Below are 22,249 nucleotides of genomic sequence, written 5' to 3' on the forward strand. Positions count from 1 at the left end.
TTTCCCTCCGATAGTTATGTAGTTTTCAATACTACATGGCGTTATATAGATATCTTATCATATAGTAGAGAAATAGAAAGCATTACTTTTTAATTTGATGGAGGTTTTTTTATGACACATGCAGACGACACACCACGCCCTCTCGACCGCCAACTCCAGTTAGAGGATATCCCGAACATCGACCTCTACATGGATCAAGTCATTCAACTGTTCGAGCGGACGTTCGAAGCGACGACGCGGACAGCGGGTGAAACCATCTTAACGAAGACGATGATTAACAATTATGCAAAAAAGAAATTGTTTTTTCCGGTCACGAACAAAAAATACACAAAAAATCATTTGATTTTGATCAGTTTGATTTATCAACTGAAAGGAACGGTTTCGATCAATGACATCAAAACGACATTGACCGAGTTGAATCAAGGAGTCGCAAACGATACCCTCGATCTCGAAGCATTTTATGCGACCTATTTGGATCAGGCGGCACGAAATCTGGAAACGTTTGAATCACAACATGACACACCCATTGATCTCGAAGCGATTGACCAACTGCAACAAATTCTCGCACTCGCCCACATGAGCAATCTTTACCGGCGCGCTGCCGAGCGGTTGATTGATCAACTCGACAGTTAACTTCTTTTCGTGACTCATGGTAAAATAGGGAAAATGAAGATCGAGGTGACTTGTGATGGAGGAAAGCACACGTTTTCTGCAACAACTCGAAGAAGTCGGACAGTATTTCGTCAGTTATCAAGATAATATTTTGATTGAACTCGCGTTTGACCAAACGGTCGGCCATTATACTACTGCCTTTTCGACGATTGAACAAACGGCTGAATCGATTGAACTCCATTTACATTCTCACCAGACGCAGGCGCTGTTACTCGCCTCAAAAATTCACGCTTACGATGAATCGCCGTTCGACCGCATGACGGAGATGATGTCGATCCACAGCTTTTTTTCGACGCACCGGATGACACATCCCGTCAATGCCTTTTCGACGGCACTCCTCATCAGCCGGCTCGCCCCGTCTGATGCTCAGCTACAGCGGACACTGTCCCTCTATCAACTCGCTAAAAAACAGCACCGTTTCATCGTCTCTCCGTTACTGACTTCCTTGTTTTTTTTCCAGACGTACCAGCATAAAGACAGCGAGCGACTGCTTGACCGGGTCGAAGCGGCTTATGGTGTCTTAAAGAAACGTTTTGGTCGCGCCCAACAAAACTACGTCGTCGCCCTCCTGTTGACGCTGTTACCGGAAGAAGATTTTGATGCCTACGTGCACCAATTGACGAAATCGCGTGCCCTGTATCGAAAATCGCATATTCCGCTCGCCTTCCATGGACTGCTTGCCCTGCTCGGCGATCCTGTCGAGCATGCCGCCCCACTGCAACAAATCGTCGAACGTTTACGGAGTGACATCCACTTCAAACATCGGAAGGATTTAGTTTTCTTGACGGCTGTCCGACTCTATCTCGCCAATCATCCGACCCTGCAACAACTGTTTGCCCAATTCGCTCCAACCATCGACGACGTCTCGACGGAAACGGTTCCCTTTTTACTGTTTCCAATCGATATCACCGACACGTCACACGCGACGGATGGCGGTATGGTCGACGGCGGATTTGACGGCGACGGAGGGGCAAGTGGTGATGCTTGACGACGGAGAAATCTAAGGAGCTGTTTTCATGAAAAAAATTGTTTACGATACGTACTACCATCAGGATGAATACTTCGGTCAGCCGTATCCAGGACTTATTACTTTTTTTACCGACCACGAACCGAAAGGACATGTTCTTGATTTGGGATGTGGACAAGGACGTGGTGCCCTAGCACTCGGTAAGTTAGGTTATACGGTCGTTGGCATCGATCACTCGTCTGTCGGAATCGCCAAACTCAACCAACTTGCGGCGCATGATCACATGGCTGTTGAAGACAGTGTCGCAGATGTGTACGACTATCCAATATCAAACCATGTTGACTTTGTTTTATTAGATTCCATGTTGCATTTTCAAAAAAATGATTTAAAAAAGGAAACAGATTTTGTCAACCGGATATTAACGCATTTAAGAACGGGCGGTATGTTTGTTAACTGTATGTTACAAAGTTCGGATCGGGAGCAAACTCTAAAAAACATCATCGCCAACTCCCCCTATCATTTTGAAATCCGTGTTGATACCTATACGGATTATGCTGAGGCGAAGGCAAAATTCCATCTTCTTGTGGTAAATAAACTTGACTCGAAGATTGAACCGTAACGCTAGGGATAACAGCCGGGTGGATTCATCCACTTTCGGAATAACAGGCTGAAATGCAACTCACTTTTTCATCCGCCCAACCGTTTCTTCATCCCGTTTTCTTACGGAGCCGACTCCAAAGCAAAAGGGACTGGCACATAACTAGCTGACTTAAAAAAAAGAAGGAATTGTCATCTTCACAGATGCGCAACCCCTTCTTTTTTCATTCATAGAGCCGAGTTATGTCCTAGCCTCTTATCGGATTTTAAATCCTGAGCCGGTGCTTTAATCCGCTACCAGTTTATTTCTCCTGGTTCGACGCGTCATTTTCTTCAACATCTGAAGCGTCGTCTTCTTCGTGCGAAAAATCCGGTTGATTACTTGAAGAATCATCTGATTGCTTCGTGTCTGTTTTTTTGCTTGTCGCTTTATCACGCTTGTCACTTGTATCAGGTGCCGCTTCTTGATCACGTCCCGCGATTTCATCATTCGTCATCTGATTACCTGACGTAATTGGATCCGTTTCTTTACCGTGTTGTTCGTTCATGAGAAATCCCCCTTAACTAGATTACGCTACAGTTAAGAGTATTCCCTGAACGATTTCCGTTAAACATCGGACACGGACATTTGTTTCGAAAAGTCCTCGATTAATTTATGAAGTGGTTGTGGATGGTGCAAATAATGACCTTGGACGTACAAGTCATCCCCTAACATCTCGACTTGATTGTATTGAGACAACGTCTCGACTTCTTGAATGACGAGAGAAATATCAAGCGTCTCAGCCAATGCATAGACGGACCGGATCATCGACTGCTCCAGCTGGTTTTGAGCCAAGCGTCGCGTAAAAATCGGATCAAACTTAACGGCTTGGACCGGCAGATGCAACAAGGAATTCAGTGATGCATAATGACTACCGAAATGATCGACCGTCAACCGATATCCGGCACGACGTAACATCTCGAGTCGAGCAATCGCTTTTTTCCGCCCTGTCTGCAAGACCTCTTCCCGTATTTCAAGAATGATCCGATCACGCTTAAATCCGTCCTCTGTTGCGAGTGTGATCAACTCGTCTAACAGCTGATTCGATTGGAACTGACTTGCAGAGAGGTTGACCGCAACGGAGACCGGTAAATCAAATTCATCTTCGAACCGTTTTTGGTCCGCCATCGCCTGCTTAATCGTGAAGCGGCCAATCTCTTCGAACAATCCCATCCGTTCCGCAATCGGAATGAAGTCGGTCGGACTGACAAATCCAAGAATGGGATGATTCCAACGTAATAACGCTTCGACGGCAACGAATTTACCGTTTTTCATTTCAAGAATCCGTTGGTAATACAGTTCAAATTGTCCACGCTCAAGCGCGTGCGTCATTTCTTCTTCAAGGACCGAAGCAAATGGATGTTGTTCGAACTCACGGTGTTGATCGACGAACAAAATACCATTTTTCCCATCCAGTTTGACTTGTTGCATCAATGCTTCCGCTGCATAAACTTGTGTCTGACGGTTCATATAATCCCCCGTCAATAAGCTGACCCCTGACGATGCCGTCAAATGGATCGGTTCAAACCCGATATCCGTAAAGGGTTCCTCAATCGCACGCATGACACGGTCAGCGTACTCCGCGCCTGTCTCTGCGAAATCACGTTCATCGATCGGCGCTAGGATAATGAATTCATTCCCATCCATCCGACCGACGACATGATTTGGAATCGCAACATATTTCAGGCGGTCTGCCAGTACTTGCAAGACTTTATTCCCGACACGGTACCCGTACTTGGCGTTGACCGCGTGAAAATTATCAAGATTCAAGACCATCAAGAAGGCCGGATGGATCGTGACGCTTGAAATCAGCCGGTTCATGTACCGTTCGTTGTAGACGTTCGTCAAGGCATCCTTGATGACATACGTCTCGACACTGATTGATTTGCTGATGATGTCGGCGTACCGCTCAATCAATCGTAAGTCACTTGCCGTAAACTCATACGGACGGTCGTCAAAAGCACAGAGCGTGCCGATTTTCTCATTGTCGGCATTTTTTATGGCGACGCCAAGGAAACTGCCATTCCCTAACGACTTCGTGACGGGGTGATTGACCGTCAAGGGACTCGCAATCAACTCATTGATTTGAATTTTACCGGCATTTTCATCGATGACGAGTTTACAGAGGACGTGCTGAAAAACATGTGTCGAGCCTTCTGCAATCAATTCTTTATCCTGGTTGATCGCTTTGACGATGAAGTTGCTGCTCGAGTCGTTCAAGGCAAAGAACAGCGAATTGACGCCAATCTGTTCACTGAGTTTATCGAGTATCTCTTCGACTAACGGGTGCAACGCTTCATATCGTGTTTTCGAGTTATCCAAGGTTCGACCTCCTTTCTTAGAGCAACCCCTGCTCGAGTGGGAACTGGACGACGAAATGACTGCCGACACCCACTTCTGAATCGACAGAAATCGTTCCGCCGTGATCAAGGACAATCATTTTACAAATCGCAAGACCCAGTCCCGTTCCGCCAATTTTTCGTGTGTCAGAATTATCCGCCCGGTAGAATTTATCGAAAATGAACGGTAACGCTTTGTCCGGGATCCCAATTCCTTCATCCGCAACCACTATCCGAAGAACTTGATCGGTCAATTCCGCTTGAATCTGAATCGTTCCGCCGTCCGGTGAATACTTGATGGCATTCATGATCAGATTCGTAAATAACTGTTTCATTTTTTCTTCGCTCGCTAGCATCTTGTATGTCCCGGGTCCAAATGACATTTTGATTTGGTGGTGAAGACTCGCTAGTTCAAACATTGGTTTCATCTCAATCAAAACTTTTTTAAAATCAATCCGCTTTTTCACTGTTCCTTGCGTTAAATCTTCACCTTTTTGAATTTCTAAAATATCATGAATCAATTCAGATAAACGGACCGTCTCGGAATGGATGGTCTCCAAGTATTTTTTTTGACGTGGTCCGTCAAGCGAACGTTTCATCAACAATTCCGTGAAGCCCATGATCGATGACAAGGGTGTCCGTAATTCATGAGAGACGATTGAGACGAACTCGGCTTGTTTCAAGTCAAGTTCCTTATCTTTCGTCACGTCTCGCAAGACAAGCATCATCCCCCATTCGACGTTCGCAATCGCAATCCGTTCTGCATAGGCGCTAAGCAATAGATTTCCACGAAACGCCGACAGTTCGATCGTCTCCCCCGGAATGTCACCATTCATCAACTGACCGATGTAGTCATGTAAGGCGTCTGGCTGATCGACATGTTCAAAGAGTGACGTTGCCCGCTCATACGCATGACGGAAACCTTGTGTTTGATTGACGAGTTTCGGCGGGAACATGTTGAGCAGGGCTTGGTTCGCATAAATCTGCTCCCCGCTGCTCTCGATATATAAAACAGCTTCCCGAATCGAGTCGAGTAACTGATACGTCTTGATTTTTTCGTGTTCCATTTGATGGAACAACAAGTGCCGTTCTAATGTCATCCCGAGCTTTCGCGTCAAATCCAAAATGTCTCCGACTTGCTGCAAATTAAATTGCTCAAACGGATGTTTTAAATAAATCAATCCGACGACGCCGTTGTTACTCGGTGACTGAATCGGTATCGCCGACTCGAATCCACCCTCGTCAAGCGGTAACTGAATCGACTTCCGCATCATGAAGGCACGGCGTAGAACAGAATATTGATCTAAATCTTTTTCGATCAATTCCATCTCTTCGACTGACTCCGTCACGACATGACTGAGTTGTTCGCGACGATACAAAATGATTGCTCCGGCATTAAGACCGATCAGTGGTAACAATTTAAGAAGAAGTGTCTCGCAAGCCGATTCGACGTTTTGTGTCGTCAGGACTTCCATGATTTCATTACGATGTTTTAATTTATCTTCCGCTTTCGATAAGTTCTCCTGTAATCGTCCAATCTGTTGCCGGTTCGATATTTCCTGGTCGCTTGCAGGAAATGAACCCATTCGTAAACGATATGGACGCGGTTTTTTAGTTGGACGATACCGCATGACCTTTTTCACTGCATTTCTTCCCCCTACCTAGTAATTCATTTCTAAAATTATACCACGCACGCAACAACCAAGGCGAAAATCATTTGTATGGCGGTTCGGTTAATAATGTTGTAAAACTCGCTTCAAATTGTTTATCTTCTTGTGCCGTCCGTTTTTTAGGACCTTTCGTCCGTCCGCCGGCACGACGGATTTGTTGACCGACATGTCGCGTATGCAACAGGAAATCGATGTTGTCATCTGTGAAGATCCGCCCATTTTGATCAATCGGCCGCCCCTTTCGAGCTAAGGCAAGTGCCGCCAATCCATAATCTTGGGTGACGATGATGTCGCCCGGCGAAATTCGGTTGACGATCGCATAATCGACCGCGTCCGTCCCTTGACCGATTGTGATCGTCGTCGCCCCCACCCGGTTAAATTCATGCGCTGTGTCACAGACTAAAAAGACATCCACCCCGGCACTTAACCGAATCGTCAAATCAACGACTGGACACCCGTCGGCATCGACTAATACTTTCATTTCCCTCGTCCTCTCTTTTTACCTATCTAACCTAAGTGTCAGCGAGAAACGGAAACCCTGTCAAGCAAATCACTATAAGTTGACCCCGGTTCAATTTCGCAAGACAATAGGTAGGAAAGGAAGTGCACGTATGGAGCAAGCTACATTTAAATCGTTTTTACATCTTCTCAAGAGAAGTAATCCACCGGTCGGTCTGCTATCGGCAGCCGTCGCCGTCTCGGTCATCCAGGCACTAGCGGCACTGATGATACCGTGGTTCTTGAAATCACTGATTGATAACTTTTCGGTCGACCGGCTGACACCGGGACTGATTTCCTTATTCATCGTCGTTTTTCTCGTCCAACTCGTCAGTAACGCCTTTTCGATTTACTGGCTCCAGATTGCGGGACAACGCATCGTCGCCAACTTACGGACGTTACTCTGGAAACACCTTCTCGGTCTGCCGGTCCCGTTTTACGATGAAACAAAATCAGGGGAACTGGTCTCCCGTCTTAACAATGACGCGACGACGCTTCAACAACTGTTGTCGGAGCAACTCGTCCGCCTGTTGACGTCCGTCGTTTCCATCATCGGGGCGATCACGATTTTATTTTTCCTCGACTGGCAGATGACACTCGTCATGGTGATCGCCGTACCATTGACGTTACTAATCATCATCCCGCTCGTCCGGAAACTGCATGAGATTTCCCGTGCGACCCAAAAAGAACTCGCCGGCTTATCGGGCTTCTTCGCCGAGATGTTGAGCGAAGTCCGGCTCATCAAATCACAGGCGACAGAATCTTACGAAATGGATCGCGGCAATGAAAAAATTGAGAACCTGTTCGGTTTCGGGGTCAAAGAAGGCCGGATTCAAGCGATTCTATTACCGCTGTTCAACGTGACGCTGACCTCGATGCTGATCATCATCATCGGCTTCGGTGCCTACCGCGTCTCGACGAACCAAATTTCTGCCGGTGAGCTCGTCGCCTTTTCGCTCTATCTGTTCCAAATCATGACCCCACTCGTGACGATGACGGAATTCATCTCGAAACTTCAAAAAGCACGTGGGGCGACGGAACGAATTTCTGAGTTGCTCGAGGAACAGCCGGAGCAACAGGGCATGCGTGACGTCACCCGTCCGTTCGGCGCAGTTCAGTTCAATCAGCTTTCGTTCGGCTATGATGAGACGACGTTACTACATGACGTGTCCTTCTTCTTACCGCACGGCCGGACAACGGCGATCGTCGGACCAAGCGGTTCCGGAAAATCGACGTTGTTTGCGTTACTCGAGCGGTTTTATCAACCGACGTCAGGTGAGATTTTACTTGGACCGGACGGCATCGATACGTTCCGACTTGAGAGCTGGCGCCGGGCAATCGGATACGTCGCGCAGGATTCACCGGTCTTGTCGGGAACAATTCGTGATAATTTACTGTACGGACTCGTCCGTGACGTGACGGAACAGGAAATCCGTGACGCCGCCGAAATGGCGAATGCCGATGCCTTTATCGAGTCATTTCCGCAAGGTTACATGACGGAAATCGGCGAACGTGGGGTCAAACTGTCGGGTGGACAACGGCAACGGATCGCGATTGCCCGTGCCTTGCTGCGTGATCCGGAACTCTTGCTTCTCGACGAAGCAACGTCGAGCCTTGACTCGGAATCGGAACGCGTCGTCCAAGAAGCACTCGAACGCCTGATGCACGGACGGACGACGTTTGTCATCGCCCATCGCCTGGCGACGGTCCGTCACGCTGATCAAATCATCGTTCTCGAAGACGGACGGGTTTCCGGAATCGGAACACATGACTCCCTCGTCGAGACGAATGTTTTGTATAATAAGCTCGTAACGCAACAATTCATCGGTCAGACCGATACAATCAGGGGGAATCGTGGATGACGAAAACGGTAGGATTTATTGGACTCGGTGTCATGGGTCAAGGGATGGTACGGAACTTACTAAAAGCAGGTTTTACAGTCAAAGGTTACAACCGAACAAAAGAAAAAGGCTTACCACTCGAACAAGACGGGGCGACAATCGTCGACACGATCAAAGAAGCCGTCACAGGCGCCGACATCGTCATTTCGATCGTCGGCTACCCGGAAGACGTCGAACAGATCTACTTCAGTGAAGACGGAATTTTAGCGCATGCCGCGCCCGGGACAATCGTCATTGACATGACGACATCGAGCCCAGCGCTCGCCGTCAAAATCGCTGAACAAGCGGAAGCAAACGGGCTCGTTGCACTCGATGCACCCGTCACAGGTGGTGACCTCGGCGCGAAAAACGGGACACTCGCGATTCTTGTCGGGGGTAAGGAACAAGCTTTCACTGACGTCAAACCGTTGTTCGAAGCGATGGGCCGCTCGATTTCCTTATTCGGCGGTCCCGGAAAAGGACAGTCCGCAAAACTCGCGAACCAGATCGCCATCGCCGGTTCGATGATCGGGACAGCCGAGATGTTGCTGTTCGTCACGCGCTCCGGCATCGACCCAACCCAGTTCGTCGAAACGATTAAAAGTGGTTCTGCTGGCAGCTGGTCGCTCGAGAATTTAATTCCGCGTGTCATCGCGGAGAATTATTCACCAGGATTTTTCGTCAAACATTTCATCAAAGACATGCGCCTCGCACTCGAACGGGCGGATGAGTTAGGGATTGCGACACCGGGTCTCGCGCTCGTCAAATCACTTTATGATGAGCTCGCAGCGATGGGTCACGGTGAGTCCGGTACACAAGCACTCTATTTATTACTTGCTGAAAAGTCACAGCAACAGCAACCATAACAAAAAGGTCCGCCCGATTCATTCGGGTGGGCCTTTTTGATTACTTGATATCGGTTAACGGAAAATCGTATGTGGCCATTGCTTCTTACTTTCCGTATCGGAATCATAGGTGGTGAACTTCGGTTGTTGTGGCAACCGCTTCTTGCTTCCCGTGCTTTCCTCGGGCGAGCCGCAAGCCGTTGCTCCTTGCTTCTTTCGAACAAGGAGCAGGGTCTCGCCTGGCTCTGACAGCGCAGCGAAGCGGCACAAATCACTGCCGCTTGGGAGACGAGGCAAGGTAGGAAGGCGCGAACGATCGGTTTACTCCGAATTTAAGCCTATTTCCACACATGACTCGCAAACCATACTCCTCTGAGCATACTATTCTTCAACTTCTTGAAAACAAAACGATCCAACCGAGCCGCCCGTCTTGAATCGCTCCCTGGCGAATAGCAGTGCATTTGTGACCCTGCAGCGCAGCGAAGCGGCACAAATCACTGCCGCTTGGGAGACGAGGCAAGGCAGAGAGGCGCGAAGGGTCGGTTTACTCCGAATTTACCATTACATGACTCACAAACAACATACCTCTGAGCATACTATTCTTCAGCTTCTTGAAAACAAAATGACCCAACCAAGCCGTCCGTCTTGGATCGCTCCCTGGCGAATAGCAGTACATTTGTGACCCTGCTGCGCAGCGAAGCGGCACAAATCCCTGCCGCTTGGGAGACGAGGCAAGGCAGGAAGGCGCGAACGGTCGCCTTACATCCAAATCCAGTCCAACTCAAAAGGTCCTCCGATTTCTCAGAGGACCCATCCGTGCCAATTATTCGACTGCTGTTGGTTGTTCCGCTTTTAAATTCTCATAAAAATGCGCCATCGTCGTATCGAAATACGGCGTCAAGAAGATGACACCGACCGTACTCAACAAGGCGAGAATTCCCCAACCGATGAAGCTGATGTAGAGTTTGATCAAACGTCGTTTCTGTCCACGCATCATCCGTCGGCTCTCCCCTAATACTTGAATAAACGACAGTTCCGGACGATCAACGAGAATGTACGGGACGAGTCGGTACACAAGATAGAAATAGATCGCCGGTAAAATTAAAAATGATCCTGCATAGACGAGCAGCGTGACGACCGTGTACGCAAGAATCGTCCGGACGTATGATTTCAATGAAGCGAATCCTTCGAACAACGTTCCGATACCCGCTTTTTCGCCACGGACGAACCGTAAATAGGCAATCGTCCGACCGACCGTGACCGGTGCCAAAATAATCGTGACGACGATGTTCAAACCCACGAACTTCATCATACTTCCGATGTCTTCTTGATCAAACGACATCCGACTGGCAGCTAAGGCAAAAATCGCAAAATAGACGATTGAAATGCTCAGCCCAACAAACCAGTTACCTTTTAATGTCGCGAGTGCTGTTTTTTTGTACGCTGAATTTGTCATCATAAACCCCTTCTCACTTCACTTTCCCATTTGATTTTAACGTAGTCCCGCTTGAAAAAATAGGGACGTGCTTCGATTTTGGTGAAAGTTGTGACAAACTCCTGAAAGATGGACCCGCGGACGTAACAAACAAAAGGAGAGGCCCACCCTCCCACTCAAGGAAGATGTGCTTCTCCATACCAATCCTTTTTAAAGAAGTGATTTCAAAGCCGATACTTTTGACGGATCGATTTTTCCATCCACGAGAACCGCTGAACCGACGTGGAGTTCGGTCGCTTTCGTCGTTTCTAACAATTCTTTTGCCACTTCGACGGTAATGCCGGAGCCCGGTAAAATCGTCAATTCCTCGTGGCGTTCGACGAGTTCCGCGATGACCGCCTGCCCTTCGAGCGCCGTCGGTTTGGCACCTGACGTCAAAATGCGGTCGACTTCCGGGAAGTCGGCTAAGACCTCTGCTGCTTCGTGGATATCACGGCTGCTGTCGATTGCCCGGTGGAACGTCAGCGACAGTTCCCCTTTGTGTTTGATGACGCGACCGAGGAAGCCTTCATCAATCCGCCCATCCGCTGTCAAAGATCCGACGACGATGCCGGCCGCCCCTAATTCACGAATCAAGTCGATATCGGTGATGATCGTTTCTTGATCTGCTTCTGAATAAACAAACGATTTACTATGTGGTCGGACAAGGACATGGACCGGGATTTCGACTGCCGAGAGAACTTGGCGAATTAATCCGTAACTGGGTGTCAGTCCACCTTCCGATAAGGCAGATACGAGCTCAAGCCGATCTGCGCCTGCTTGTTCTGCAGCCGTCGCTTCTTCGACGGTTGCAACGATTACTTCTAACATGTACATCCCTCCCGCATTAGTGTATCACGAGACGACCGTCCAGTTCACCCGTTCGTTAAACAACTTCATCTCCCATGATGGCGGATAGGTCGAGGGACTGAGGACGATTTTAGCCCGTCTGAATTCAGCGACTTTGTATTTCCGGTTTCCATTGAACTCGTCACACGCTAAAAAGGCATAAACGTCTTTCGTGCACCCGATGACAGCTTTTTGAATCAATGACGATTCAATGTCATCACTGACGAAACCCCGTTCGATTTCTGCCCCGTCGAATGCGAGGAAACAGGCATCAAATGCATAGGAGTCCAGTGCTTGTAACACTTCGACGCCGACGGTTTGACCGTACGCATCGACCGTCCCACCGAGTAAACGAATTTCACCACTGAACGGACCGGTTTTGCGACACTGCTCGAGATGACTTGCGATCGAGAGCGAATTCGTCACGACCGTCGCTGTGCCCGTTAAGTAAGGTAACAGGTGTTCGACGGGTTCGCCTTTGCCTAAAAAGATACACGAATAGTCACTGAGCCAGCCTTTTGCGTACCGCGCGAGCCGACGTGACAATTGATCCGTCCGGCGAGAAATCGGCGATTCCGGTTTCCCCCCTTGATAAATGGCACCGCCATAAACACGTTTGAGTTGGCGGTCCCGTTCGAGTTCCTCCAGATACCGGCGGACCGTTTCCCCTGAAACAGCCAATCGATCGATTAAGTCTTTTGTCATGACCTTGCCTTCTTCTTCCAGCCATTTCATGATTTGTACTTTCCGTTCTTCTCCTAGTAACGACACACGAGCTTCCCCCTTCACTAACGAATACTAGTTCTAGTGTACCGAACGTCTGTAAAGGTCTTGTAAATCCGATGTAAAAAAACGTGTGCTTCCTATGAATTGTTGTTGAATTCCTTGATTTTTCAGAATTAACACGTCCCTCATACAAAAAAGTCCACCTTTATTCACGGATGACGTGAACAAAGGTGGACGAAAGCAAATCGATTATTTCTTTTCTTTATCGAACAATGGAATCTTCGACTCCGTCCCTTGCCGGATCCGACTGATGTTATCGCGGTGCTTGAAGATGACGAATAACGCAAGCACGGTAAAGAACGTCGGAACGATCCAGTCGTCCTGGAAAATCCCGATGGTCACGGCAGCAACGATTCCGATGCTCGCGGCGACGATCGAACTGAGCGACACCATCCGGCTGAGACGCAACGTCGTTAAGAACGAGGCAAGCAAGATGATGAATAAGATCGGACTTGTCACGAGTAACATCCCACCTGACGTCGCGACAGCTTTTCCACCTTTGAACTTCGCGAAAATCGGATAGATATGTCCGATGACTGCCGCGAGCCCGGCAAAGAGTGGGTGGAGCTCTGACGCAAGTAAAATCGGAACGAGACTCGCGACAGCTCCTTTACCAAGATCACCAATTAAAACGATAATCCCTGCCTTTTTACCTAAAACACGGAACGTATTTGTCGTTCCTAAATTTCCGCTCCCGTGCTGACGAATGTCGATGCCATGTCCCCATTTTCCGACAAGTAACGCAAAAGGTATCGATCCGAGCAGATAGCCGAGAATCAAAATCCCGATGATTTCAATCATGGTCAACCTCCAAAGTATTAATGACCGACCTTCATGTATTCTTCGAGAGTCTGTCCATTATTTTTGATTTGTGTTGCGGGACCGACACCGACGTAACGAATATGCCATGGTTCATACGTGTACCCTGTCCGTGCTTGGAATCCTTTATCATAGCGGACGATGAAACCATACTTCGCCGCATTGTTCGCGATCCATTTTCCTTCTTTTGTGTTCCCAAGTTCAGCTGTCAAACCATTGCCGACACTCGGTGCTGAAATATCGAACACAAGTCCCGTCTGGTGTTCACTATGACCCGGACGTGCTGAATATTGATCGGCTGCTGCTTTTCCGTCTCGTGCGACATAGTTATTGTAGAGGACCGTCTGGCGTTGGCCCGACCGGAATCCACTGACGGCATTCAATGTCACGCCGTCTGCTTTTGCGGCAGCAAACATTTTTTCCATTTGTTTTGCGGCAGGTGCACGCATGTAACTTTGTTCGAGGACTCCCGAGTAGGAGAAACTGATGTCTGGAACGACGAGATCCGACGGTTTGTAGTCGATTGGCAAACTGTATTTTTTGTTGACGACGACAAGCAAACCAAGTCCTAAATCGGCTTTCGTATCGGATTTATCGACGTCTGGCGTCTCTGACTCTGGTTCAGATGGTGTTTTAGGTTCCGGGTCTTGCGACGATGTTGTTTTACCATCATCCTTTTTATCATCAGTTGTTTTATCTTCCGTTGTTTTGTCTTCAGCCGCTTTATCATCTGCGGCTTTTTTATCAGCTGCCGCTTTATCGTCCGCTGCCTTCTTATCAGCTGCCGCTTTGTCTTCGGCTGCTTTCTTGTCAGCAGCTGCTTTTGCGTCTGCTTCTTTTTTCGCTTCTGCGGCTTCTTTTTCTTTCGCTACTTCTGCATCTGTCTTCTTATCTTCCTTGGCGACGGTATCGTCTGTTTTTTCTTTTGTCGTATCTTCTGTTTTAGTGGCATCTTCTGCGCCTTGATCCCCAGGGTTACATCCTGCAAGGAGGAGCGCCAATGTACTGACTGCTACGAGTTTTTTCATGGTTCATTTCCCCTCTTCCTTCGTGCTATTCTATGTTACCTCTAATCGACACAATAGAAAAGCCCTCCAGCAAGAAATCCTGCTGAGGGCTTAGGCTTAATTCGAGACGAGTCGTGCATCCTCAGCACTCATCTGTTCATAGATGGCATGCCAGTTCGGAAAGACCTTTGGTAAACGAATCGGTCGGAAATTCTCTTTTTTGACGACGACGTGGGTCGTTTTTGCGGCGACGGCAAGCTGACCGTCCGCATTTTTGACTTCATAGCCATAGATCGTCCGCAGACCATCATAATGATCGATCCAGACCGTGACCGTCGCCGTGTCGCCGTATGTCAATGACCGTTTGTAGTCGAGGTTGACGTTCGTGACCGGTGAGACATAGCCTTCCTCTTCCATCTCCTTATAATCAAGACCGAGCGACTTGATTAGCTCCGTCCGTGCGATTTCCAGATAAACGAGATAGTTCGAGTGATAGACGATCCCCATCATGTCCGTTTCCGCGTAGCGAACCGGTATTTCAATCGTGTGCATGTAGCTTCCCCCTTAAAAATCCTCTTTTTCAAGATAGGACCATTCTGAACCGCTGACAGTGGCTTTGTCAATTAATCGGACAGACTGTTTCGCAATCGCCCGTTCGACGATCGTAATCGCGGCACGGGCATTGCCGTTCGGCACGACTTGAATCTGTTCCTCTAGCGCAAGACGCGCGTCTTCCGTCAGGACATACCCGTAACGTTCCGCATAGTTGACAATAATTTCAATCAACTCGTCTTTTGCGTAGTTCGGGAAGTGAAGTTCGCGTTTAAAACGCGATTTCAGACCGGGGTTGCTCGCGAGTAACGCCTGCATCGGCTGTTCATATCCGGCCAGGACGACGACGAGGTTATCACTGTGCTTCGTCATCTCATCGACGAGCGTATCGATTGCTTCCTTGCCGAAATCGTTCGCTCCACCGTTTAACGAATAAGCTTCGTCGATGAAGAGGACACCACCGAGCGCGTCCCGAATGACGTCGCGCGTCTGTTGTGCCGTCTGTCCGACATAACCGGAGACAAGATCGGCCCGGCTGACGACTTTCAAGTGTCCGCGTTTCAAATATCCCGCTTGACGCAAGACATCGGCATAAAGGGCAGCGACCGTCGTCTTCCCTGTTCCGCTGTTGCCGCTGAAGACGGCATGCAGTTCGACGGGTAAGACTTGGAACCCCGCTTCCTGGCGCCGTTGTTGCATCGAAAGCAGTGCCTGGATTTGTTTGAGTTCCGCTTTGAGTTCCATCAGACCGACGAGCGACGCCAGCCTCTCATCGATCGACTCGTCTTCCGGTGCAACGAGTTCGAAGTCCGCTTGTTCGAGCAGGGCAAAATCCTCATGGCTCGCACTTTCGCCGAGGCTTGCGCCCTTTTTGAAGATTGCATCGAGGACGATGTTGCGGACGGCACGCCCGTTTCCGAAACTCGAGTCGACCCGTTCGCGCTCGAGTCGCGCAAGTAACGTCCGCTCCGCTTGTTCCGTCAGGACATAATCGTTTGACGTCGCGATCGACCGACCGATTTCAAGCAATTCCTGATCCGTATAGTCGGCGAGCAGGTAATGGTTCGATTCCGGGAATCGGCTCCGAAGACCGGGGTTCGCCTTTAAGAAGTCACGCATTTCTTCCGGATATCCGGCAAGGACGACGGCGAAACGTCCCGCGTATTCGCCGCTCGTCATCGCTGCGACAAGCGTATCAATCGCTGCCTGTCCGTAATCATTCCCGCTCTGACCGGACCGTTTCAAGGCATATGCCTCATCGATGAAGAGGACACCGCCGACCGCCTCGCGGACTTTACTCATGACCTGTTCCTCCGTCTGACCGACGAAGGCACCGACGAGGGAGGACCGGTCCGTCTCGACGACTTCTGCCCGTTCAAGGAGTCCGAGTTCATGGTAGATTTTTGCCATCAGCCGGGCAAGCGTCGTTTTCCCGGTTCCGGGGTTCCCCATGAAGATCATATGGAGCGACGGCTGATCACTTGATCGGTAGCCGTCCGCCGTCCGTTTTTGCTGGTACTTCAAGAAACGGTACATCTGGTGGACACGGAGCTTGATGTCTTCTAAACCGATCATCGCATCGAGCTCCTCGAGTGCCGACCGTTCGACCTGTTTGATTTTTGCCGGTAACAAGGAAACGACGCGGCGTAATTCCTCCGTCGCCGTCACTTTCAGTTCTGTCATCTCGCGAAAGGCTTCGCGCGAATAAAACCGTTCCTGCAGACTGTTGACGAACTCTGTCGCCGTCTGCTCGAGTTGCGCACTCGACAGGAGCAGTGCTTTTGCTGCCTCGAACAATTCCGTCCAGCGTGCGGCATCAATCCGCCGCAGACGTTCCGTCAATTCGACGACTTGTTCCGTCTCATGCAGGATTTGGCTCGCCTGCTGAATCATATCTTTCGTCGCCGAGCGTTTTGCATTGGCGTTATCCGTCTCACGGATTGTCGGGAACGTATTCGCTACCAGCAATTGATAACTGGTCTGCAGTTGTTGTTCAATCATCACCTGTTCGAGCTGTTCCGGAAGGCGGCCGTGTTGCTTGATTTCTTGAATCCAGCTTTCCGCTAAGGCGTCAAGCCGTCCAGTCATGATGTAGCGGTGTTCGACGAGTAACGCGAGAATCCGGACGAGTGCTTCCGTCTCATTTAACAGCCGGCTGCTTTGCGCGTAGCGTAATGCGCGGACCTCCTCGACTTTTTCACCTTGTTCCCATGCTTCGATTTGTTTGAACATCTCCTCTTTCGAGAATGCTTCCATCGGTTTTGTCCCTCCTATGTCTCGAAAAGACCGACTTTCGTCGCCACGATGCGCGACGCTTCAGTCGGTCTTTGTCTCACTTCATTTTTAACCAAGCTGGATCAAATTCATCCAATGCCTCAATTTTTTTCATTTTGACGGAATAGAACAGCTTACCGTTGTTGCGTGACTCGGCCCCTAACACTTTCGAGCGGTCGGACGCGACATAATATGTTGCTTCTTCCCGATTTTCCTCTTTATCGAAGAACGACGGATACTGTTTAATCCATTCTTCCGGAACCGTGCTAGCCGGTTCTTTTTTGACGTAGACATCGGCTGCATTACCGGCGATGTCCGCCTCGCCCTCGATTTGACCGAAGTCCCCATTATCGATGAACTTCAGAATTTGTTCATTAAATCCACGCGAGAGGAACGGTCGTGGCGCACTGACGCTTTTTGAAGCCTTCGTTTCATTCGTCAATTTGCCATCTGCATCGTACTCACGGAACATCTCGCCGTCCCAGATTGCCGTTGTCCCGGTCGATGGTCCTTCAATGACTTCCGTCCGGAAATGACCTTGATCATCAAAAACAACTTCATACGTCCGTGCTTCGAGCGCATCTTCCTTCGTCGATAATTTCTTTTCGACATACTGGATGCGGGACATCGTATAAAACGGTTTGACCGTCGTCGCTTTGTCTTCTTTCGCCGTCTGCGTCGTATTTAACAAATAAAAATTATAGGCAAGGAGTATCGCCATTGCCACGATTGCCACTGCAATCCATGTACTCGTTCGTTTCGTCATGCCATGTACACCATCCTAATCAGTCTCGATTCATAGTTAATGGTATCGGTTTTACGCTTAGAATACAAAGGGTTTGTCTAAGTTCAACTGATTTCTGAGAAAATACGGCAGACTTTTGAACGTTTCTGTTCCTGACCGCTATGAACTGATGACAAAAAAGACGTCGTCCATCACTTAATCGCGATGCACAACGTCTTTCGTTAGTCTTCTTTTGGTTCACGGGCGATGATCATCGACTCATCAACGAGATAATAGGCATGCTGTGGCAGTTCGCGTAAATAACCTGTCGCAAATAACATCGCACAATCGACCTGAAACGTTTTCGAATACTTCTTTAATGGTAACTTACCTTCTTTATCAAAATAACGATCGACGGCGAGCTGGACGTGATCCATCTCATAGACGATGTCCCGGTCTTTTGCTTCCATGATCGCAAACGTTTCCCGCGACATGTAAAAGCTTTGCGTCGACCGGACACCGAGGTGGACAGCCAAGCGGTCTAAATCAATTTTCTGCGCTTCGTCGAGTAAGACCGTCCGGTTCGTTCCTTTTGGTAACGTCAACTCAAATTCGTGGGTCGCCTGTTTGACTTCATCAAGCGTGACATCCCGAATCGGTAACGGTTCTTCCTCTTTTGGCTGAAACCACTTTTTGAACCGACTCATCGGCTGGCCTCCCTCCTATAGAAAAAGGTGGGGTTCCCCCCACCTTTTCGGTCAATGTTAACGAATTATTTTTGCAGACGCTCGCGAAGGACCATCGGCAAGATTCCACCATGACGGTAGTAATCGATGTCGACTTCTGAGTCAAAGCGAGCAATCGCTTCGAACTTCGTGACTTTTCCGTCAGCAGCTGTCGCTGTGACTTGGATGATGTCACGCGGGCGGACCGATTCGTCGATCGCGATACTGATTGCTTCCTCACCTGTTAAACCAAGTGACTCAGCAGACGTACCTGCGACGTATTGCAGTGGTAAGACACCCATCATGACAAGGTTTGAACGGTGAATCCGCTCAAAGCTCTCAGCGATGACGGCTTTGACGCCAAGCAAGTTCGTTCCTTTTGCAGCCCAGTCACGTGACGAGCCCATACCGTAGTCTTTACCGGCGAGGATGACGAGACCTGTGCCATCTTCTTTATACTTCATCGCAGCATCGTACATCGCCATTGTTTCACCAGTTGGCCAGTACGTCGTGAATCCGCCTTCTGTTCCCGGTGCGACTTGGTTACGGATCCGGATGTTCGCGAATGTCCCGCGCATCATGATTTCGTGGTTACCACGACGTGAGCCGTATGAGTTGAAGTCTTTTGGCGCAACCCCTTTATTGACGAGGTATTGACCGGCTGGTGTCGTTTTCGAGAATGATCCGGCTGGTGAAATGTGGTCTGTCGTAACAGAATCCGCAAATTTACCGAACACACGGAGATCATTTAATGCTTCAACATGTCCAGCTTCCTTCGCCAAGTTCTCGAAGAACGGCGGGTTTTGGATATATGTCGACGCTTCGTCGAAGTCATACTGATCGCCAGTCGGAACGTCAAGGTTGTTCCAACGTTCGTTTCCTGTGAAGACTGAATCATATTCAGCACGGAAGCTTTGTGGTGTGACGACTGTGTTGATGATTGTCTGAATTTCGTCACGTGACGGCCAGATGTCAGCGAAGAAGACTTCTTGTCCGTCTTTACCTGTTCCGAGTGAAGCGTTCATGATATCAACATCAACTGTTCCCGCGATTGCGTACGCAACGACGAGCGGTGGTGATGCCAAGTAGTTCGCTTTGACGAGCGGGTGAACCCGACCTTCAAAGTTACGGTTACCCGAGAGGACAGACGAGACAAGCAGATCCGAACCGAGGATTGCATCTTCGACAGCACGGTCGAGTGGACCCGAGTTCCCGATACATGTCGTACAGCCGTAACCGACCGTGTTAAATCCAAGCTCATCGAGGTACGGTTGAAGTCCTGATTTCTCAAGGTAATCCGTTACGACTTTTGATCCCGGAGCAAGTGACGTCTTGACGTATTTCGGAACCGTCAAGCCGAGGTCGATCGCTTTTTTCGCAACGAGTCCGGCACCGATCATGACGTACGGGTTTGATGTATTCGTACAGCTTGTGATGGCTGCGATCGCAAGGTCCCCTGTACGCATCTCGACAGCTTCGTCTTCGAACTGGACGACTGCGGCTTTATCTTTTTCGTCTTCAGAAAGACCGAATCCAGCATTGCCTTGCGGCGCTGTCAACGCTTTTTCGAATGACGTGTGAACGTCTGTCAAGTCAATCCGGTCTTGTGGACGTTTTGGTCCAGCAAGCGCAGGAACGATTGTTGAAAGATCAAGTTCAACTGTTTTCGTGAACGTTGGGTCTTCGTTTTGTGGTGTGTAGAACAAGCCGTTTGCTTTCGAGTAGTTTTCAACTTTCTCGATCAACTCTTCTTCACGACCTGTCAAGCGAAGGTACGTCAACGTTTCTGTATCGACTGGGAAGAATCCACATGTCGCACCGTATTCTGGTGCCATGTTGGCAATCGTCGCACGGTCAGATAATGACATCAAGTGAAGTGATGGACCGAAGAACTCAACGAATTTACCGACAACGTTTTGTTGACGGAGCATTTCCGTCACGCGAAGTGCGACGTCCGTTGCTGTTGTTCCCGGGTGCATTTCACCTGTGATGCGGACACCGATGACTTCAGGGACCGGGAAGAATGAAGGTTGTCCGAGCATGCCGGCTTCCGCTTCAATCCCACCAACGCCCCATCCGAGGACACCAAGACCGTTGATCATCGTCGTATGTGAGTCTGTTCCGACGAGTGTATCCGGATAGACGTCGACTGTGCCGTCTGCCGTTTCTTTTTCAAGGACGACCGATGCCAAGTACTCGAGGTTGACTTGGTGGACGATCCCTGTTGCCGGTGGAACGGCACGGTAGTTGTCAAAAGCAGTCGTTGCCCAGCGTAATAATTTGTAACGTTCTTCATTGCGTTCAAACTCTAAATCCATATTTTCAGCGAGTGCACCAGCGAAACCGTAGGCATCGACTTGGACCGAGTGGTCAACGACGAGGTCAACTGGAACTTCCGGGTTGATGACCGATGGATCTCCACCGAGGTCCTGCATCGCTTTACGGAGTGACGCGAGATCGACGACAGTCGGAACACCTGTGAAATCTTGCAAGATGACGCGTGAAGGTTTGAACGGGACGTCGATATCGTTCGAAACTTGGGCAGTTCCCCATTTCGCCAAGTTTTCGACGTGTTCTTTCGTGATCGAGCGACCATCTTGTTGGCGAAGAACCGATTCAAGCAGGACACGGATTGAATATGGAAGACGTTTGACTTCCGTCAGTCCGAGTTCTTCTAATTTTTCCAGGCTGTAATAGTTGTAATTTTTACCGTTCGCTTCAAACGAGCGGCGTGCACCAAACACGTCTTGCGTTGATTGCGTTTGTTTCATGCTGATTCCCCCTTTAAGTGTTGACGACATCAAGCCCCTGATACCGCTTACTTGTACAGCTCTATCATAGTATAATATGAGCTCCGTTACAATTTGAAAGAACAAAAGACTTCCGATAACTTTTTCTTATCAACTAAATGAGAAGCTATATCAGTCGTACGCTTGTGCAGAGAATCGTTTGCTAGTTTTCGATACTTCCGTTACGGGTACAAGTAAATGGTAGAACGATAACAGAACTTTCTGGAGGCGGACATTATGGCACAATATAAAAACAATGAGGCAACGCACGTCGTGACGACGATTATTTTCAATGATTTAGAGAAAGCGAAAACCGGTTTTGAGATGATTAAGGATCTTGAAGCAATCAAAGAAATCGAAATGGAACAGATGGTCCTCGCCGAGCGCAACGAAACGGACGGCTTCTCGTTCATTGATGCAATCGACTTCACGCAACAGGATCAATCATTTAAAGGTTCTCTAATCGGCATGGCAATCGGCGTCGTCGGTGGACCATTCGGCATGCTTGTCGGCTCTGTCGCCGGATACTTGATCGGCGCAAACCGGGACGAAAAAAATGAACGTGATTCGTTTGATTTATTTAACCGGACGCTGAACCAAATCAGTGCCGATCACTACGGTGTCATCATCATCAGCGAGGTAAATGAAGATTCAGAAGCGATCAATGCGCTGGCAGCTGAACTTGGAGCAACCGTCAGCCGGACCGGTGAAACATTTACGGATGAGACGGTGTGATTTAAAA

General features: G+C 49.0%; 20 protein-coding genes. 6 read left to right on the forward strand and 14 right to left on the reverse strand.

What is annotated here, in order from left to right:
- The first annotated feature begins 111 nt into the window (after positions 1 to 111).
- Genes KNQ04_RS10320 through KNQ04_RS10330 form a run of 3 tightly spaced genes read left to right on the forward strand, consistent with a single transcriptional unit; the run spans position 112 to position 2,258 of the window.
- Complete coding sequence (locus KNQ04_RS10320; RefSeq protein WP_214850406.1) at positions 112 to 633, forward strand: DUF1836 domain-containing protein; 522 nt, start codon at positions 112 to 114, stop codon at positions 631 to 633.
- 55 nt (positions 634 to 688) lie between these two features.
- Entirely contained in the window at positions 689 to 1,660 is a 972-nt protein-coding gene (locus KNQ04_RS10325) for a DUF4003 family protein (protein ID WP_214850407.1), read from the forward strand.
- 28 nt (positions 1,661 to 1,688) lie between these two features.
- Entirely contained in the window at positions 1,689 to 2,258 is a 570-nt protein-coding gene (locus tag KNQ04_RS10330; protein ID WP_214850408.1) for a class I SAM-dependent methyltransferase, read from the forward strand.
- Positions 2,259 to 2,538: 280 nt separating this feature from the next.
- On the opposite strand, the gene KNQ04_RS10335 is transcribed toward KNQ04_RS10330, so the two are convergent.
- From KNQ04_RS10335 to KNQ04_RS10350, 4 genes are all read right to left on the reverse strand, one after another.
- Positions 2,539 to 2,784 carry a hypothetical protein gene (locus tag KNQ04_RS10335; RefSeq protein ID WP_214850410.1) on the reverse strand — a complete coding sequence of 82 codons (246 nt, stop codon included), beginning with the start codon at positions 2,782 to 2,784 and terminating at the stop codon, positions 2,539 to 2,541.
- A 59-nt stretch (positions 2,785 to 2,843) separates the two neighbouring features.
- Complete coding sequence (locus tag KNQ04_RS10340; protein WP_214850412.1) at positions 2,844 to 4,598, reverse strand: bifunctional diguanylate cyclase/phosphodiesterase; 1,755 nt, start codon at positions 4,596 to 4,598, stop codon at positions 2,844 to 2,846.
- A gap of 16 nt (positions 4,599 to 4,614) precedes the next feature.
- Positions 4,615 to 6,258, reverse strand: a complete 1,644-nt coding sequence (locus KNQ04_RS10345) for a sensor histidine kinase (RefSeq protein WP_353049717.1) — start codon at positions 6,256 to 6,258, stop codon at positions 4,615 to 4,617.
- A gap of 70 nt (positions 6,259 to 6,328) precedes the next feature.
- Complete coding sequence (locus KNQ04_RS10350; RefSeq protein WP_214850414.1) at positions 6,329 to 6,766, reverse strand: YaiI/YqxD family protein; 438 nt, start codon at positions 6,764 to 6,766, stop codon at positions 6,329 to 6,331.
- A gap of 130 nt (positions 6,767 to 6,896) precedes the next feature.
- On the opposite strand from KNQ04_RS10350, the gene KNQ04_RS10355 reads away from it, so the two are divergent.
- On the forward strand, positions 6,897 to 8,645 hold the full coding sequence (locus KNQ04_RS10355) for an ABC transporter ATP-binding protein (RefSeq protein ID WP_214850416.1): 1,749 nt from the start codon (positions 6,897 to 6,899) through the stop codon (positions 8,643 to 8,645).
- Positions 8,642 to 9,529: an NAD(P)-dependent oxidoreductase gene (locus tag KNQ04_RS10360; protein ID WP_214850417.1), complete on the forward strand. Its 888-nt coding sequence runs from the start codon at positions 8,642 to 8,644 to the stop codon at positions 9,527 to 9,529. The genes KNQ04_RS10355 and KNQ04_RS10360 overlap by 4 nt, the downstream gene beginning before the upstream one ends.
- 802 nt (positions 9,530 to 10,331) lie before the next feature.
- Here KNQ04_RS10360 and KNQ04_RS10365 read toward each other — a convergent pair.
- The 10 genes from KNQ04_RS10365 to acnA form a co-directional block, all read right to left on the reverse strand.
- Positions 10,332 to 10,964, reverse strand: coding sequence for a DUF975 family protein (locus tag KNQ04_RS10365; protein WP_214850419.1), 633 nt, complete (start codon positions 10,962 to 10,964; stop codon positions 10,332 to 10,334).
- Positions 10,965 to 11,153: 189 nt separating this feature from the next.
- The gene (locus KNQ04_RS10370; protein WP_214850430.1) at positions 11,154 to 11,813 is read right to left on the reverse strand and encodes a copper homeostasis protein CutC; all 660 of its coding nucleotides are present in this window, start codon (positions 11,811 to 11,813) and stop codon (positions 11,154 to 11,156) included.
- A gap of 24 nt (positions 11,814 to 11,837) precedes the next feature.
- Positions 11,838 to 12,602, reverse strand: a complete 765-nt coding sequence (locus KNQ04_RS10375; RefSeq protein ID WP_214850432.1) for a DeoR/GlpR family DNA-binding transcription regulator — start codon at positions 12,600 to 12,602, stop codon at positions 11,838 to 11,840.
- Positions 12,603 to 12,806: 204 nt separating this feature from the next.
- Positions 12,807 to 13,418 carry a glycerol-3-phosphate 1-O-acyltransferase PlsY gene (plsY, locus tag KNQ04_RS10380; RefSeq protein ID WP_214850435.1) on the reverse strand — a complete coding sequence of 204 codons (612 nt, stop codon included), beginning with the start codon at positions 13,416 to 13,418 and terminating at the stop codon, positions 12,807 to 12,809.
- A gap of 17 nt (positions 13,419 to 13,435) precedes the next feature.
- Positions 13,436 to 14,464, reverse strand: coding sequence for a M15 family metallopeptidase (locus KNQ04_RS10385; protein ID WP_214850436.1), 1,029 nt, complete (start codon positions 14,462 to 14,464; stop codon positions 13,436 to 13,438).
- Between the two features lie 96 nt (positions 14,465 to 14,560).
- Positions 14,561 to 14,995 (reverse strand): acyl-CoA thioesterase, encoded by a 435-nt coding sequence (locus KNQ04_RS10390; protein WP_214850438.1) that lies wholly within the window; start codon positions 14,993 to 14,995, stop codon positions 14,561 to 14,563.
- 12 nt (positions 14,996 to 15,007) lie between these two features.
- Positions 15,008 to 17,251, reverse strand: coding sequence for an AAA family ATPase (locus tag KNQ04_RS10395; protein ID WP_214850441.1), 2,244 nt, complete (start codon positions 17,249 to 17,251; stop codon positions 15,008 to 15,010).
- A 76-nt stretch (positions 17,252 to 17,327) separates the two neighbouring features.
- Complete coding sequence (locus KNQ04_RS10400) at positions 17,328 to 18,035, reverse strand: hypothetical protein (protein ID WP_214850444.1); 708 nt, start codon at positions 18,033 to 18,035, stop codon at positions 17,328 to 17,330.
- Positions 18,036 to 18,235: 200 nt separating this feature from the next.
- Positions 18,236 to 18,700 (reverse strand): DUF3939 domain-containing protein, encoded by a 465-nt coding sequence (locus KNQ04_RS10405; RefSeq protein WP_214850447.1) that lies wholly within the window; start codon positions 18,698 to 18,700, stop codon positions 18,236 to 18,238.
- 65 nt (positions 18,701 to 18,765) lie between these two features.
- Positions 18,766 to 21,489: an aconitate hydratase AcnA gene (gene acnA, locus KNQ04_RS10410; RefSeq protein WP_214850449.1), complete on the reverse strand. Its 2,724-nt coding sequence runs from the start codon at positions 21,487 to 21,489 to the stop codon at positions 18,766 to 18,768.
- Between the two features lie 255 nt (positions 21,490 to 21,744).
- Between acnA and KNQ04_RS10415 the strand changes: the two genes are divergently transcribed.
- Positions 21,745 to 22,242 carry a hypothetical protein gene (locus KNQ04_RS10415; RefSeq protein WP_214850451.1) on the forward strand — a complete coding sequence of 166 codons (498 nt, stop codon included), beginning with the start codon at positions 21,745 to 21,747 and terminating at the stop codon, positions 22,240 to 22,242.
- The last annotated feature ends 7 nt before the right edge of the window (positions 22,243 to 22,249 follow it).

The organism is Exiguobacterium sp. s193 (assembly GCF_018618755.1).
Lineage (GTDB): Bacteria > Bacillota > Bacilli > Exiguobacteriales > Exiguobacteriaceae > Exiguobacterium_A.

Bases quoted from the DNA above. Each gene is read 5' to 3' on its own strand.
- KNQ04_RS10320 (WP_214850406.1), top strand. From the start codon at position 112: ATGACACATGCAGACGACACACCACGCCCTCTCGACCGCCAACTCCAG.
- KNQ04_RS10325 (WP_214850407.1), top strand. From the start codon at position 689: ATGGAGGAAAGCACACGTTTTCTGCAACAACTCGAAGAAGTCGGACAG.
- KNQ04_RS10330 (WP_214850408.1), top strand. From the start codon at position 1,689: ATGAAAAAAATTGTTTACGATACGTACTACCATCAGGATGAATACTTC.
- KNQ04_RS10335 (WP_214850410.1), bottom strand. From the start codon at position 2,784: ATGAACGAACAACACGGTAAAGAAACGGATCCAATTACGTCAGGTAAT.
- KNQ04_RS10350 (WP_214850414.1), bottom strand. From the start codon at position 6,766: ATGAAAGTATTAGTCGATGCCGACGGGTGTCCAGTCGTTGATTTGACG.
- KNQ04_RS10355 (WP_214850416.1), top strand. From the start codon at position 6,897: ATGGAGCAAGCTACATTTAAATCGTTTTTACATCTTCTCAAGAGAAGT.
- KNQ04_RS10360 (WP_214850417.1), top strand. From the start codon at position 8,642: ATGACGAAAACGGTAGGATTTATTGGACTCGGTGTCATGGGTCAAGGG.
- KNQ04_RS10365 (WP_214850419.1), bottom strand. From the start codon at position 10,964: ATGACAAATTCAGCGTACAAAAAAACAGCACTCGCGACATTAAAAGGT.
- KNQ04_RS10370 (WP_214850430.1), bottom strand. From the start codon at position 11,813: ATGTTAGAAGTAATCGTTGCAACCGTCGAAGAAGCGACGGCTGCAGAA.
- plsY (WP_214850435.1), bottom strand. From the start codon at position 13,418: ATGATTGAAATCATCGGGATTTTGATTCTCGGCTATCTGCTCGGATCG.
- KNQ04_RS10385 (WP_214850436.1), bottom strand. From the start codon at position 14,464: ATGAAAAAACTCGTAGCAGTCAGTACATTGGCGCTCCTCCTTGCAGGA.
- KNQ04_RS10390 (WP_214850438.1), bottom strand. From the start codon at position 14,995: ATGCACACGATTGAAATACCGGTTCGCTACGCGGAAACGGACATGATG.
- KNQ04_RS10395 (WP_214850441.1), bottom strand. From the start codon at position 17,251: ATGGAAGCATTCTCGAAAGAGGAGATGTTCAAACAAATCGAAGCATGG.
- KNQ04_RS10400 (WP_214850444.1), bottom strand. From the start codon at position 18,035: ATGACGAAACGAACGAGTACATGGATTGCAGTGGCAATCGTGGCAATG.
- KNQ04_RS10405 (WP_214850447.1), bottom strand. From the start codon at position 18,700: ATGAGTCGGTTCAAAAAGTGGTTTCAGCCAAAAGAGGAAGAACCGTTA.
- acnA (WP_214850449.1), bottom strand. From the start codon at position 21,489: ATGAAACAAACGCAATCAACGCAAGACGTGTTTGGTGCACGCCGCTCG.
- KNQ04_RS10415 (WP_214850451.1), top strand. From the start codon at position 21,745: ATGGCACAATATAAAAACAATGAGGCAACGCACGTCGTGACGACGATT.